Raw genomic sequence first — 12,577 nt, 5'->3', positions numbered from 1 at the left:
CCCTTCCCAGCGCGGCCCGCCGACGCCTACACTCCGAGCCCATGTCCGCAGAGCCATCGCCCCGGCGCGAAGTGGTCACGGGGGAGCCGCGGCGGGTGCGCCCGCTGCCCCGCTACCGCACCCAGTCGGAGATCGACGAGCAGACCGCCCTCGGCGGCGCCTATGTGCGATCGCTGATGCGCGGCCAGCTGCGCGCCGGGCTCACCGTCTTCGGCGTCCTCGCCCTCGTCGCGGGCACCCTGCCGCTCCTCTTCGCCGCGCTGAACAGCTCCGCGCTGGTCTGGGCGGTGCTCGGCTTCGCCACCTACCCGCCGCTCACCCTGGCCGCCTGGTGGTACGTCCGCAGGGCCGAGCGCAACGAACGCGACTTCGCCCGGCTGGTGGAGGGCCGCCCCGCCCCGTGAGCACCCCCGACCACATGGCGTCCTGGGTGGCGGTCGCCCTCGTCGTCCTCGCCACCGTCCTCGTCGGCGGATTCGGCCTGCGCATCTCCCGTACGACCTCCGACTTCTACGTCGCCTCGCGCACCGTACGGCCCCGCCTCAACGCCGCCGCGATCAGCGGCGAGTACCTCTCCGCCGCCTCCTTCCTCGGCGTCGCCGGGCTCGTCCTCGTCCACGGCCCCGACATGCTCTGGTACCCGGTCGGCTACACCGCCGGATACCTGGTGCTCCTGGTCTTCGTCGCCGCCCCGCTGCGCCGCTCGGGGGCGTACACCCTGCCGGACTTCGCCGAGGGACGGCTCGAATCACGGCAGGTGCGCCGGCTGGTCAGCGCGCTCGTCGTCGGCGCGGGCTGGCTCTACCTCGTGCCGCAGCTCCAGGGCGCCGGACTCACCCTCAAGATCCTCACGGGCGCTCCCGGCTGGCTCGGCGACGTCCTCGTCGCCACCGTCGTGACCGCAGCCGTCGCCGCGGGCGGCATGCGCTCCATCACCTTCGTCCAGGTCTTCCAGTACTGGCTGAAGTTGACCGCGCTCCTGGTCCCCGCGCTCTTCCTGGTCCTCGCCTGGCAGGGCGACGGCCGGCCCCGGGTCAGCTTCGACGACCAGCTCGCCGTCTTCCGCGCCGACCATCCGCTGTACGCCACCTACGGGCTGATCGTGGCGACCTTCCTCGGCACCATGGGCCTGCCGCATGTCGTCGTCCGCTTCTACACCAGCCCGAACGGCCGCGACGCCCGCCGCACCACCGTCGCCGTCCTCGCCCTGGTCGGTCTCTTCTACCTGCTCCCGCCGATCTACGGCGCGCTCGGCCGGCTCTACACGCCCGAGCTGCGGTACGGAGGAGACGCGGACGCCGCCGTCCTGCTGCTGCCCGCCCGGCTCATCGGCGGACTCGGCGGCGACCTCCTCGGGGCCCTGATCGCCGGCGGGGCGTTCGCCGCGTTCCTGTCCACCGCCTCCGGGCTCACCATGGCCGTCGCCGGAGTCATCACCCAGGACGTCCTGCCCTCGCGCGGAGTACGCCACTTCCGGCTCGCCACCGTCCTCGCGATCGCCGTACCGCTCGCCGGTTCCCTGCTGGTGAGCCGGGTGCCGGTGGCCGACGCGGTGGGCATGGCCTTCGCCGTCTCCGCCTCCTCCTTCTGCCCGCTGCTCATCCTCGGCATCTGGTGGCGGCGGCTCACCCCGCCCGGGGCGGTCGCGGGGCTCCTGCTGGGCGGGGGTTCCGCTCTCGTCGCGGTGGCCATCACCGTCAGCGGAGCCGTACGCCCGCCGGGCTGGCCGCACGCCCTGCTCGCCTGGCCCGCCGTCTGGTCCGTCCCCGTGGGGTTCCTCGCGATGATCCTCGTCTCGCTCGCCACACCGGGGCGGATACCCCCGGGCACCAACGCCGCCATGACCCGCTTCCACCTCCCCGAGGCGCTCTCCTCGCCGCGCTCCGCCGCGGGGCGGGAACGATGACCGGGGCCGCGATCGCCGTTCTCGTCGTGACGGCCGCGCTGCTGCTCGGCGCCGGATATCTGGTCGGCCGCCGCACCGCCCGGCCGCTGCGCCCCAGTGATGTCGGCACGCCCGTCGAGCACGCCACGTTCGAGACCCTGCACACCGCGTCGCTCGCCGCACCGCCGCTGCGGGCCGGTCTCACCGAGGAGAGCGCCCGGCGCGCCGCCCGCCGGCTGCGCTCCCTGCTGGGCACCGACGCCCTCTGCCTCACCGACCGGGACCGGGTGCTGGTCTGGGACGGCGCCGGGCACCACCACGGCAAGGACGTCATGGAGCACCTGAAGGCGCTGCTGGACAACGGCCGCCGCACCGCCTTCGACAGCGGCTGCGCCGACCTCGACTGCCCGCTGCGCTGGGCCGTCGCCGTCCCGCTCACCGTCGACAACCGGGTCCTGGGCGCGCTCGTCGCCTACGCCCCGCGCGAATCGGCGGTGCTGGCACGGGCCGCGGGGGAGGTGGCGCGCTGGGTCTGCGTCCAGCTGGAACTGGCCGAGCTGGACCGCTCACGCACCCAGCTCATCGAGGCCGAGATCAAGGCCCTGCGGGCGCAGATCTCCCCGCACTTCATCTTCAACTCGCTCGCCGCCATCGCCTCGTTCGTCCGGACCGACCCCGAGCAGGCCCGTGAACTGCTCCTGGAGTTCGCCGACTTCACCCGCTACTCGTTCCGCAGGCACGGGGAGTTCACCACCCTGGCGGACGAACTGCACTCCATCGACCAGTATTTGGCGCTCGTCCGCGCCCGCTTCGGCGAACGCCTCGCCGTGACCCTCCAGGTCGCCCCCGAGGTCCTGCCGGTCGCGCTGCCGTTCCTGTGCCTCCAGCCGCTGGTGGAGAACGCCGTCAAGCACGGCCTCGAAGGGGCGGTCACCCGCAGCCGCATCACCATCAGCGCCCTGGACGCCGGGTCGGAGGCCGAGGTGGTCATCGAGGACGACGGAACCGGCATGGACCCCGAACGGCTGCGGCAGATCCTGCGCGGCGAGGGCGGCGCCTCCACCGGCATCGGCCTGCTCAACGTGGACGAGCGGCTGCGCCAGGTCTACGGCGACGACTACGGCCTGCTCATCGAGACCGGCGTCGGGGCAGGCATGAAGATCACTCTCCGGCTGCCCAAGTACCGTGCCGGGGTGCACGGTTCCTGAAGCAGAGGCTCAGCACAGATGGACGGCCAGATGTCCCAGCGGCAGCCCCAACTGCCAGGCGGGCGTCCAGACACGGACCTCCCCGTCGTCCGCCGGGCCGGCCGCGGCGTCCCACGGAGCGGGGCCGATCGCGTCCAGGTCCGCCGCGAGCAGCTCGGTCTCCTCCAGCCAGCGCCAGGCCGCCCGCGCCAGCGCCAGATCGGGGTCGCCGGGCCCGGCGTTCCGCCCCGCCTCCGCCAGCCGCTCGCAGATCCAGGCGCGCCAGGTGCACTCGTACGCCGTGAGCATCCGCAGCTCGTCGACCCGGGGTTCGGGCAGCGCCCGGGGAGCGGGGGCGTCACGGGGGACTCCGCACAGGAACATCGTCAGCGCGAGGGCGTCGCGCCCCGCCCGGAACTCCAGGGTCGTCGGTTCCATCAGGTCGCCGGTCCTCAACAGGTCGTCGGCGAGGTACTCGGTGGACAGCCAGGTCATCGGTACCTGGAGCCCGTTCCCACCGGTCCCATCCGTATCCTCGGGACGCATCCCGTCTCGCCTCTTTCCTTGCTCGGTGCCGGGCTTCACGCAGCATTGAACCGGGGGCGGACGCCCCGCGTGGGCAGAAGGGGAGGATCGCCCAGGAGATACGAGGCTGTGAATGAGTGCCGACCCCGGCGACGACCCGCACGTGCGCCTGCTGCTGGGCGCGTACGTCCTGGACGCTCTGGACGCCGAGGAGACCTGCCGGGTCGCCCGCCACATCCAGGGCTGCGACGGCTGCGCCGGGGTCTACGTGGAGGTGGCCGAGGCATCCGCCCTGCTGGCGCTGCTCCGGGCCGAGGACCTGCGGGAGTAGCCGGGCAGCGTCCGGGCGAGGACCCGCAGGGCGTAGTACGAGCGGGACTTGACGGTCCCGGCGGGGATGCCGAGCGCCGCGGCCGTCTCGCCGACGCTCAGCCCGCGGAAGTAGATCTGCACCAGCACCGCACGGTGCTCGGGGCTGAGGGTGCGGACCGCCTCGCGGACGTCCAGGGCGCGGACGGCACGGTCCGCGGTGTCCAGGGCGTCCGGCGTGCTCTCCAGCACCGTGTCGCTGACCTCGACGGGGCGGGCCTGTCGTGAGCGCCGCGCGTCGATGGCGAGGCGGCGGCCCACGGTGAACAGCCACGGCCGCATCGAGTCGTAGGGCGCGTCGAAGGCCTCGGGGTGCTGCCAGGCGCGCACCAGGGTCTCCTGCACCAGGTCCTCGGCCCGCTGCCGGTCCCCGAAGGTCAGGCCGAGCAGGAAGTGGAACAGGGCGGGGCCGTGTTCCCGCTGCAACGCGGCGAGGGTCCGCTCATCGGTCGTCGTGGTGGTTTTCATGAACGCCCTCTCCCGCCGAGGCCCCTGACGGCCTCGTTGCCGACTGGCGTATACGAACGCATTCGGCGGCGCGGGAACAGGCGGTGCGCCGAGGCGTGCGACGAGCGGTCGCTCAGTGCGGCGAATGGTGCGGTGAACGGTCGAGGGGCCGTCGGGGTCGGCCGGTACGACCAGTTCAGCTAGGTATGCGGCAATGCTCCTTGCTTATGCGATATGAAGATATGTGTAGTCGGATGGTCGTAATCATCCGAACATGGAGTCGAGCAGATGACGCAGCGCATCCGACCGGGCACCGTGGCCGCCATCGCCCTCCTGCTCGCCGCGGCCACCGGCTGCACCGGGCAGCAGTCCACGGCCCCCGCGCCGAGCGGACCGGCCGCCGCCCGGGGCGCCGGCGGCCAGGACGCCGAGGGGCCCCGCCCGTTCACGCTTCTCGCCGCGGGCGACGTCCTGCCGCACTCCTCCGTGATCGACCGGGCCGCCGTCGACGCGGGCGGCGCCGGCTACGACTTCGCCCCGATGCTGGCGGGCGTCGCCCCGGTCGTCTCCGGCGCGGACCTGGCGTTCTGCCACATGGAGACGGTGTACGGCGAGGAGGGCGGCCCCTACACGGGCTACCCGAGCTTCAAGTCGCCGCCCGAGGTCGCCACCGCCCTGCGCACCACCGGGTTCGATTCCTGCTCCACCGCCTCCAACCACACCCTCGACGACGGGGCCGACGGCGTCCGGCGCACACTCGACGCCCTGGACGGGGCGGGCATCCGGCACGCCGGCTCCGCCCGGACCGCCGCCGAGGCCGCCCGGCCCACGATCCTGCCCGCCGGACCGGGGAAGGGCGCGGCCAAGGTCGCCCACCTCGCCTACGCCTACGGCACCAACGGCATCCCGCTGCCCGCCGACCGGCCCTGGACGGTCAACCTGACCGACGAGGGCCGGATCATCGAGGAGGCCAGGGCGGCCCGGCGGGCCGGCGCCGACGTCGTCGTCCTCTCCGCCCACTGGGGCACCGAATGGCAGGACGAGCCCGACGCGACCCAGCTGGAGCTGGCCCGTCGGCTCACCGCGTCCGCCGACGGGGGCCGCCCCGACATCGACCTGATCATCGGCACCCACGCGCATGTGCCGCAGGCGTACGAGAAGGTCAACGGGACCTGGGTCGTCTACGGGATGGGCGACCAGATCGCCGGAGCGATGATCAACTACGAGGGCGTCCAGGACCCGCGCGGCAACCAGAGCTCGATGGGCCGCTTCACCTTCGCGCCGCCCGCGAAGAGCGGCGAGCGCTGGAAGGTGAAGAAGGCGGAGTTCGTCCCGCAGTGGTACGACACCGTCACCGGGCGCGCCGTCAACCTCAACGCCTCCCTCGACGACGGGGCCGAGCACCTCCGCGAGGTCCGCGACCGCATCCGCACCGTCGTCCTCGGCCGGGGAGCGGACAAGGACGGGCTCCGCATGGGGAAGTAGCGGTCGGTGACGGGGCCCGCGGGCCCGGCGTGATCCGAACGGGAAGCCCTACGGCACCACGGTGACCGGCCAGCGCCCCGCCTTCACCAGGCGCACGGCCACCGAACCGACGAAGCGGTGCCCGGCCGACTCCGACGCCCCGACCACCACCGCGTCCGCCTTCAGCTCGTCGGCCGCCGTCACCAGCCCGTTGTACGGGTCGCCCCGGAAGGTGTGGAACTCCCAGCGCAGGTCCCACGCGTCGCCGAAGCGCTCCGTCGCCGCGCGGATCTCGGAGGCCAGATCCTCCGCGACCTCGCCCGTGGCGTCGCTCACCGGCACGCCCAGCGCCGCGCCCGCCGTCATGACCGGCTGGACGTACACCAGGGCCAGCATGGCGTTCTGCCGACGGGCCAGTCCGGCGGCGTAGGCCGCCGCGCGCATCGATGAATCGGAGCCGTCGAGCCCCGCGACGATCACCTTGGGGCCGTCCGTACCGCGTTCGAACCGCTGAGGCTGCTGCTCTGTCACGGCTCCGAGGCTATCGGCTCGCCCTGGTGGGGCGGCTCCGGGCCGCCCGCCGACCCGGATGGAGATGAACATACTGCGTCGATCGTGTACAAAACGGTCGGCATCCGGTGTCGGCGGCCGGAGCGGCCGTCCGGCCGTGCGAGCAGTTGGCCATGAGACATGATCACACCGGACCCGGGCGCCGCACCCTGCTGAGGGTCGCCCTCGGCCTCGGAACCGCCGCCGCCGTGCATCTGATCGCCGCCGATCCGGCGTCGACGCCCAGCCGCCCCGCACGCGCCGCGGGCACTCCGCCCGCCGCGGCGGCGGGACCCCCGGCGAGCGTCCGGGGCCGGCCCTCCCCGTACCGGCTCGAACCCATGACGGCCGACACCCCGCCCCGGTTCAGACCGGCCAGGCCGCCCGTGCGCGTCCGGCCCTTCGAGCATCTCCCCGAGATCGGGCACTCGATGGTCCTCAGCTTCGACGACGGCCCCGACCCGCTCTACACCCCGGACATCCTGGCCACCCTGCGCGCCCACCGGGTCCGCGCGATGTTCTTCGTCTGCGGAGAGATGGCCGACGGCAACCCGGACCTGCTGCGCGAGATGGCCGACGACGGGCATGTGGTGGGCAACCACTCCTGGTCCCACCCGCTGATCCCGAAGCTCTCCCGCCCCGCGATCCGCGACGAACTGGGACGCACCAGCGAGGTGGTGGACCGGGCGCTCGGGGCCCCGCCGCTCTGGTACCGCGCCCCCTACGGGGCGTGGAACCGCAACTCCTTCGAGATCGGGGCCGAGTTGGGCATGGAGCCGATGGCCTGGACCGTGGACACGCTCGACTGGAAAACGCCGGGCACCGGCACGATCGTCCGCCGGGTGCTGGACGGAGCGGCGCCCGGCGTCGTCGTCCTCTCGCACGACGCGGGCGGCGACCGCTCGCAGAGCGTCGCGGCCCTGCGGCGCTATCTTCCCCGGCTGCTGGACTCCGGCTACCGCATCACGGTGCCGCACCGCCTCTGAGCCCAGGAGCGCGTACGTGCACGACCGCGCCCCCGGCGACCTCACTTTCTGGTCGCCGGGGGCGCGGCCGCGCGGCGCGCGCGGTGGTCAGCGGGTGTCGACGAGCCGGGCGAAGACCACCACGTTGCCGTCGTAGCCGCCCGCCTTGGAGTAGCCCCCGCCGCAGGTGATGACCCGCAGCTCCGCGTGGCCGGTGTCGCCGTAGACCCGGGGGCCGGGGAAGTCGTTCTTGGAGAAGACCTCCACCCCGTACACCTCGAAGATCCCGACCCGGCCGTCATAGCGGGCGACCTCGACCCGGTGCCCCTTCTGGAGCGAGCCGAGGCCGTAGAAGACGGCGGGCCCGGACATGTTGTCGACGTGGCCGACGACCACGGCGGTGCCGCGCTGGCCGGGGGCGATGCCGTTCTGGTACCAGCCGGCGAGGTTGGGGTCCTCGGCGGGCGGGGCGTCGATCCACCCGTTCGCGTCCAGGTTGACGTCGATGACCGGGGCGTCCACGTCGATGGACGGGACCTTCACCCGGGAGGCCGGGGCGTACGGCAGCGGCTGCACCTGCTCGCCCTCCACCGGCGGCCCCGCGGCGTCCTTGCCCAGGTCCAGCGAGGCGGCCGCCGCGGGCTGCGGGGGGCCCGCCTCCCCGAACTCCGTACCGTTGCGCATGAGGGCGAGGCCGCTGAGCAGCACCAGGGCGACCGCACCCCATGGCACACGTCTGGTCCGCTCGGCGCCAGCGTAGTCCCGGCCCATGGTTCTCCCTTCGTCGCGACGCTGTGAACGTTAGGGGCGCCGCGTCCGGGCGGCGATCAGAGAGGGGCGAACGGGTGGCGGCGGGATCGGGCCCCCTGCCGGATGACTGCCCATCGGAGTAATGAGCAGATAAAAGTTCTGACGGTCCGTGACCTGCGACTCCGTCAGGTTCGGGGGTTTTCGTACGGCGTGTCGCATCACCGGGGTGGAGCAACCCCGAAGTGCGAGCGGTCGGCTCGCTGGTGAGTGTTCGTCATGGGAGACGTTCTCGTCGATCAAGCCCGGGGGAAAAGCCCCCGGGGGCGTTTCCCGCTGGAGGTTCACACGATGCGTGTTTCACGCGCTCTCGCGGTCACCGCGACCGCCTTCGCGGCCGTCGGGCTCTCGGCCCCCATGGCCGCCGCCACCAACGGCCCGGTCAACGTCGCCGTCAACCCTCAGGCCGTCCACCAGGGCGGCACGCTCAAGATCACCGCGCAGGGCTGCGGCCACGGCGGCAAGGTCTGGTCGAACGCGTTCCCGACGACCACCCTCTCGCCGGGCGACGGCACCAACTTCGCCCATGCCCGGGTCCGGAACAACACCACGCCGGGTCAGTACCACCTCTCCGTGAAGTGCAGTGACAACGACCGCATCGCGACGCACAAGTTCACCGTGCTCGCCGGCAACGGCGCGCAGGGCGGGCTCGGCGGCTCGATGGGTCCGAGCTCCGTGGAGATGCAGGTCGGTGGCGGTCTGGTGGCCGCGGCGGCCGTCGGCGGCGCGGTCTTCCTCGTCCGGCGCCGGCGGACGAGCCATGCGGCGTTCTAAGGCGTCGAACCTCCCGCCCGGCCCGATACGCCCGTCGCCCCGAGTCCTGGATCAGGACCCGGGGCGACTGTCGTGCGCCGCACGTTCGCGTTCAGTGGCGGCGGTCGGCGGTGCGGCGGCGCGCGAAGTAGAGGGCGCCCGCGGCCGCCGTGGCCACCAGAGCCGCTCCGGCAGCCACCTCCACCGTGTCGATGGCGCCGGAGCTTCCGCCGAGGCCGCCGCGCACGCCGCCCGGCACGAGGGCCGTCGAGCTGGCGGTCGGAACCGTGGTGGGCGTCGGGGTGGGGGTGCTCGTGGCGCCGCCGGTGATCGTCAGGTTGACGTTCCGTGAGGTGCCGGTGGAGCCGCACGCGAACGTCACCGCGTATACGGCACCCCGGCGGGCGTCCGTGTCGATGGTGGCGGTGGCCGTCGTACTGCCGCTCGGGATGGTGGTGGTGTCGAAGATGCCCGAGGTGACGGTCGTCTCGCCCGTGCAGCCGCCGGCGCCGAGGGTGACCCGGCCGCCCGGTGCGATGACCGACGGGGTGATCGTCGGATTGAACGTGCTGGTCGCCCCGTCCGGCGCGGCGTGGGCGGCGGACGGGGCCAGCAGCGTCAGGGCACTGGCGCCGAGCAGGGCGAGCGGTGCGACACGTATCGCGCGCATGGTGGATCCTCCGGGTTCCCCGAGGGGCAGCTGCGGAACCAATTTCCACATAGCAGGAAAAATGCACCTCGATGCCCGACACGCTAGGAGCGGTCCTCCCGGCACGCGATCGGGGTCCGGCGAATGGGTCAGCGGTGTCCCCCGACCGGCTCACCGACCGGCTCACGGGGCCGGGGGCGCGGATTCAGCGGGCGGCCCCCGGGAACATGTCGAGGAACGGGTCCGCGGTGGCCGAGATGCCCCGGCCGAAGGGCGCGTCGAAGTCCCAGATCAGGAAGAGCAGGAAGGCGATCAGCGCGCTGAACAGGCCCGCCAGGAGCAGTTCGCGGAACGTTCTGCGGATCTGGAGGGTGAAGATCAGCCCCACGGTCACCAGCGCCCCGATGATCAGCCCGAACCAGACCACCCCCGGCATCGTCGCCCCCGCGTTCTGCCCACGTGAGCTGCGGGCGTCGTCCGCCGCCGCCACCTGGTCGACCAGCGGCTGGTAGGCCTGCCCCTCGTGATCGGTCCGGGGCGCGTAGTCGGTGACGTCCGCCCGGACCTTGTCCAGCAACTGTGTGCCGCGCTCGGTGAGGGCGTTGTGTTCGGACATCGCCTTCCACTCGTCGTGCACCACATGACTGACATAGGCGTCGACGTCCGCCCGGATGCGGTCGCGGACCTCCGCCGGATAGACGGAGGCCCGCGCCTGCACCTCGTGCAGCGCCTGCGCCTCGATGCGTACGGACTCCTGGGCGGCGCTGCGTCCCTCCCAGACCCCGGCGATGGCCAGCCCCAGGACGATCGCGTAGACCACGCCGATCATCATCGTCATGTACTCGATGACGTCGGGCGTCTCGGACGGATCGTCGTCATCCCCGATCCGCCGGTTGTTCAGGACGGCGATGGTGAGGACGACCGCGCAGGCGGACGCCATGGCAATGCTCAGTACGAGCCATTCGGACATGCATCTCTCCTGGTCAGCGGGACGATCGCGGTCGCAGCACGGCAACGGCGAACACCGCCGGGGCGGTGATGAGCAGAGTCAGGGACACCAGCGACGGCCCGCTCCTCGGCTGTTTGCGGGTCGGTTTGCGGTACGTCGGCAACGCGACGGGCCGGGGTCGCGGCGGCTCGGTGCGCTCCGGGGGCTTCGGTGCGGGCGAGGGCTTCGGCGGCGGGGCGGGCGCCGGTGGCGGGGGAGGCGGCGGTGGAGGAGGTGGTGGCGGCGGCGGTTCCGCGATCACCGGCGGTGGTGGAGGTGGGGGCGGCGGAGGTGGCGGTGGGGGAGGAGGCGGCGGGGGCGGCGGCGGAGGAGGAGGCGGTGGGGGTGGCGGCTTCGGTGGTGGCGGTGGTGGTGGCTCGGAGACCGCGACACAGTCCCCGTCGCCCGCCACGGCGACCGACGAACTGCCGTCTCCCTGCCCGATCGTGGCCACCGCGCAGCTGTCGGCGGTGGCGGGCAGCGGTACGGCTGTCAGCCAGAGAAGTGCGGCGACCGTCGTGAGTCGCGCGATGCGTGATCCGTACACGTCCGCGAGCATGATCCACGCTGCCGGGGAACACGCGATACCTGCCGGTGATTCGCCTGATCGTGCGGTTAATGGGCCATTCGTGTTTGTCCGGTGGACGATGCACCGCCGCATTCTTCTCGGCCTTCCTTTGAACACGACCCCGTCGGCGCCCCGTACCTAGGGCCAGGAACGGCGCGGTCCCGCGCCGGCATCGGAAGCGGTACGACGAAGCACCACGGGAGTCGACATGAACACCTGGCGCAACGCCTCGCTCGCGGTCGCCGCCGCGGCTCTGCTGACGCTCACGACGGCGTGCGGTCAGGAGCAGGGCGACGCATCGCCGCGCGGCCAGGCCGTGGGCAACGCCGCCCCGGCCCAGCAGCCCGCCGACAGCGGGTACGGATCGGCCGGCGGGGGATACGGATCGGGGGCCGACACGGATGCGGCGGAGCCGAAGGAGGCCGGTCAACTCGCCGTCCAGGAGAGCAAGAAGCTCGGGAAGGTCCTCACCGACAGTGAGGGATTCACGCTCTACCGGTTCGACAAGGACACCGCCAACCCGCCGAAGTCGACCTGCGACGGGGCGTGCGCGGCGACCTGGCCGGTCGTCTCCGCGGGCAACGCCACCGCCGCGGCCGGCACCGGCCCCGAGCTGCTCGGAGAGGTCACCCGCGCCGACGGCACCAGCCAACTCACCGTCGACGGCTGGCCGATGTACCGGTACGCGAAGGACACGGCCCCGGGCCAGGTCAACGGGCAGGGTGTCGGCGGCACCTGGTTCGCCGCGGCCCCTGATGGGAAGAAGGCGGCGAAGAACGCCGACGGCGCGGGCGTGAGCGAACCGGCCGACCCCGCGGGGCTTTCGGTCCGGAAGGACCCGGAACTCGGCGACATCGTGGTGGACGGCCGGGGTATGACGGTTTACCGCTTCACCAAGGACTCGGCCTGGCCGATGAAGACCGCGTGCACGGGCGACTGCCTCAAGAAGTGGCCGGTAGTGGCCCCGATGGCCAAAAATGCGGTGGATGGTGTGACGACGAAGGGATTCGTCACCTTCGACCGCCCCGACGGGGTCAAGCAGCAGACCATCGACTGCTGGCCCATCTACACCTTCGCCGGCGACGCCAAGCCCGGCGACACCAACGGGCAGGGTGTCGGCGGCACCTGGTATGCCGTTTCCCCTGATTCCAAACTGGTCGGCGCTCCCCGGTAATCGGGCTCGGTCGAACATCGCCCAGGAGCCCCAAGTGGCCCCGAATCACCGGGAAACGGTGTCCGGAGTGCCGGTCCGTCGCTGTTCGCATACGCGCAGCGACGGACCGGCCGCCGAGCCCACCGGAGTGTGACCAATAACGGATCGCTAATTTCCGTTTCCACTCGCTCTCTTGGCGGCCGATCAGTAGCCTCTGGTCAACACTGACCATGAACATGGCCGGATCGCCGTGGCGACTTGTTGGAGA

14 protein-coding genes are annotated in these 12,577 nt (G+C 72.4%); 8 read left to right on the top strand and 6 right to left on the bottom strand.

Annotated features, from left to right (window positions below):
* Positions 1–41 precede the first annotated feature (41 nt).
* Genes IE272_RS34985 through IE272_RS34975 form a run of 3 tightly spaced genes read left to right on the top strand, consistent with a single transcriptional unit; the run spans position 42 to position 3,093 of the window.
* On the top strand, positions 42–404 hold the full coding sequence (locus IE272_RS34985; RefSeq protein ID WP_047180039.1) for a hypothetical protein: 363 nt from the start codon (positions 42–44) through the stop codon (positions 402–404).
* Positions 401–1,906: a sodium/solute symporter gene (locus tag IE272_RS34980; protein ID WP_050361881.1), complete on the top strand. Its 1,506-nt coding sequence runs from the start codon at positions 401–403 to the stop codon at positions 1,904–1,906. Before IE272_RS34985 ends, IE272_RS34980 begins: the two co-directional genes overlap by 4 nt.
* Positions 1,903–3,093 carry a sensor histidine kinase gene (locus tag IE272_RS34975; RefSeq protein WP_050361880.1) on the top strand — a complete coding sequence of 397 codons (1,191 nt, stop codon included), beginning with the start codon at positions 1,903–1,905 and terminating at the stop codon, positions 3,091–3,093. Before IE272_RS34980 ends, IE272_RS34975 begins: the two co-directional genes overlap by 4 nt.
* A gap of 9 nt (positions 3,094–3,102) precedes the next feature.
* Here IE272_RS34975 and IE272_RS34970 read toward each other — a convergent pair whose 3' ends face one another.
* Entirely contained in the window at positions 3,103–3,618 is a 516-nt protein-coding gene (locus IE272_RS34970) for a hypothetical protein (protein ID WP_056705192.1), read from the bottom strand.
* Between the two features lie 112 nt (positions 3,619–3,730).
* Here IE272_RS34970 and IE272_RS34965 point away from each other — a divergent pair, with 112 nt between their 5' ends.
* Positions 3,731–3,928: a zf-HC2 domain-containing protein gene (locus IE272_RS34965; RefSeq protein WP_050361878.1), complete on the top strand. Its 198-nt coding sequence runs from the start codon at positions 3,731–3,733 to the stop codon at positions 3,926–3,928.
* On the opposite strand, the gene IE272_RS34960 is transcribed toward IE272_RS34965, so the two are convergent.
* Positions 3,862–4,434, bottom strand: coding sequence for a sigma-70 family RNA polymerase sigma factor (locus IE272_RS34960; protein WP_050361877.1), 573 nt, complete (start codon positions 4,432–4,434; stop codon positions 3,862–3,864). The genes IE272_RS34965 and IE272_RS34960 overlap by 67 nt on opposite strands.
* Before the next feature lie 267 nt (positions 4,435–4,701).
* On the opposite strand from IE272_RS34960, the gene IE272_RS34955 reads away from it, so the two are divergent.
* Positions 4,702–5,898 carry a CapA family protein gene (locus IE272_RS34955; protein WP_190009658.1) on the top strand — a complete coding sequence of 399 codons (1,197 nt, stop codon included), beginning with the start codon at positions 4,702–4,704 and terminating at the stop codon, positions 5,896–5,898.
* Positions 5,899–5,946: 48 nt separating this feature from the next.
* Here IE272_RS34955 and IE272_RS34950 read toward each other — a convergent pair whose 3' ends face one another.
* On the bottom strand, positions 5,947–6,408 hold the full coding sequence (locus IE272_RS34950) for a universal stress protein (protein WP_050361875.1): 462 nt from the start codon (positions 6,406–6,408) through the stop codon (positions 5,947–5,949).
* 152 nt (positions 6,409–6,560) lie between these two features.
* Between IE272_RS34950 and IE272_RS34945 the strand changes: the two genes are divergently transcribed.
* Positions 6,561–7,412, top strand: coding sequence for a polysaccharide deacetylase family protein (locus IE272_RS34945; protein WP_050361874.1), 852 nt, complete (start codon positions 6,561–6,563; stop codon positions 7,410–7,412).
* 87 nt (positions 7,413–7,499) lie between these two features.
* Here IE272_RS34945 and IE272_RS34940 read toward each other — a convergent pair whose 3' ends face one another.
* The gene (locus IE272_RS34940) at positions 7,500–8,162 is read right to left on the bottom strand and encodes a class F sortase (RefSeq protein ID WP_050361873.1); all 663 of its coding nucleotides are present in this window, start codon (positions 8,160–8,162) and stop codon (positions 7,500–7,502) included.
* Positions 8,163–8,489: 327 nt separating this feature from the next.
* Between IE272_RS34940 and IE272_RS34935 the strand changes: the two genes are divergently transcribed.
* Positions 8,490–8,972, top strand: coding sequence for a hypothetical protein (locus IE272_RS34935; protein ID WP_007451445.1), 483 nt, complete (start codon positions 8,490–8,492; stop codon positions 8,970–8,972).
* 91 nt (positions 8,973–9,063) lie between these two features.
* Here IE272_RS34935 and IE272_RS34930 read toward each other — a convergent pair whose 3' ends face one another.
* Complete coding sequence (locus tag IE272_RS34930; RefSeq protein WP_050361872.1) at positions 9,064–9,621, bottom strand: hypothetical protein; 558 nt, start codon at positions 9,619–9,621, stop codon at positions 9,064–9,066.
* Between the two features lie 184 nt (positions 9,622–9,805).
* Entirely contained in the window at positions 9,806–10,570 is a 765-nt protein-coding gene (locus IE272_RS34925; RefSeq protein ID WP_050361871.1) for a bestrophin-like domain, read from the bottom strand.
* Positions 10,571–11,364: 794 nt separating this feature from the next.
* On the opposite strand from IE272_RS34925, the gene IE272_RS34920 reads away from it, so the two are divergent.
* Positions 11,365–12,330: an SCO0930 family lipoprotein gene (locus IE272_RS34920; RefSeq protein WP_190009656.1), complete on the top strand. Its 966-nt coding sequence runs from the start codon at positions 11,365–11,367 to the stop codon at positions 12,328–12,330.
* Positions 12,331–12,577: the final 247 nt, after the last annotated feature.

The sequence above is a fragment of the Streptomyces anulatus genome, from assembly GCF_014650675.1.
Classification (GTDB): domain Bacteria; phylum Actinomycetota; class Actinomycetes; order Streptomycetales; family Streptomycetaceae; genus Streptomyces; species Streptomyces anulatus.
The sequence above is the reverse complement of the archived record's forward strand: the minus strand, read 5'-3'. Positions and strand labels throughout refer to the sequence as shown.

Coding starts and splice junctions, on each gene's coding strand:
- IE272_RS34985 (WP_047180039.1), top strand. CDS start 42: ATGTCCGCAGAGCCATCGCCCCGGCGCGAAGTGGTCACGGGGGAGCCG.
- IE272_RS34975 (WP_050361880.1), top strand. CDS start 1,903: ATGACCGGGGCCGCGATCGCCGTTCTCGTCGTGACGGCCGCGCTGCTG.
- IE272_RS34970 (WP_056705192.1), bottom strand. CDS start 3,618: ATGCGTCCCGAGGATACGGATGGGACCGGTGGGAACGGGCTCCAGGTA.
- IE272_RS34965 (WP_050361878.1), top strand. CDS start 3,731: ATGAGTGCCGACCCCGGCGACGACCCGCACGTGCGCCTGCTGCTGGGC.
- IE272_RS34960 (WP_050361877.1), bottom strand. CDS start 4,434: ATGAAAACCACCACGACGACCGATGAGCGGACCCTCGCCGCGTTGCAG.
- IE272_RS34955 (WP_190009658.1), top strand. CDS start 4,702: ATGACGCAGCGCATCCGACCGGGCACCGTGGCCGCCATCGCCCTCCTG.
- IE272_RS34945 (WP_050361874.1), top strand. CDS start 6,561: ATGAGACATGATCACACCGGACCCGGGCGCCGCACCCTGCTGAGGGTC.
- IE272_RS34940 (WP_050361873.1), bottom strand. CDS start 8,162: ATGGGCCGGGACTACGCTGGCGCCGAGCGGACCAGACGTGTGCCATGG.
- IE272_RS34935 (WP_007451445.1), top strand. CDS start 8,490: ATGCGTGTTTCACGCGCTCTCGCGGTCACCGCGACCGCCTTCGCGGCC.
- IE272_RS34930 (WP_050361872.1), bottom strand. CDS start 9,621: ATGCGCGCGATACGTGTCGCACCGCTCGCCCTGCTCGGCGCCAGTGCC.
- IE272_RS34925 (WP_050361871.1), bottom strand. CDS start 10,570: ATGTCCGAATGGCTCGTACTGAGCATTGCCATGGCGTCCGCCTGCGCG.
- IE272_RS34920 (WP_190009656.1), top strand. CDS start 11,365: ATGAACACCTGGCGCAACGCCTCGCTCGCGGTCGCCGCCGCGGCTCTG.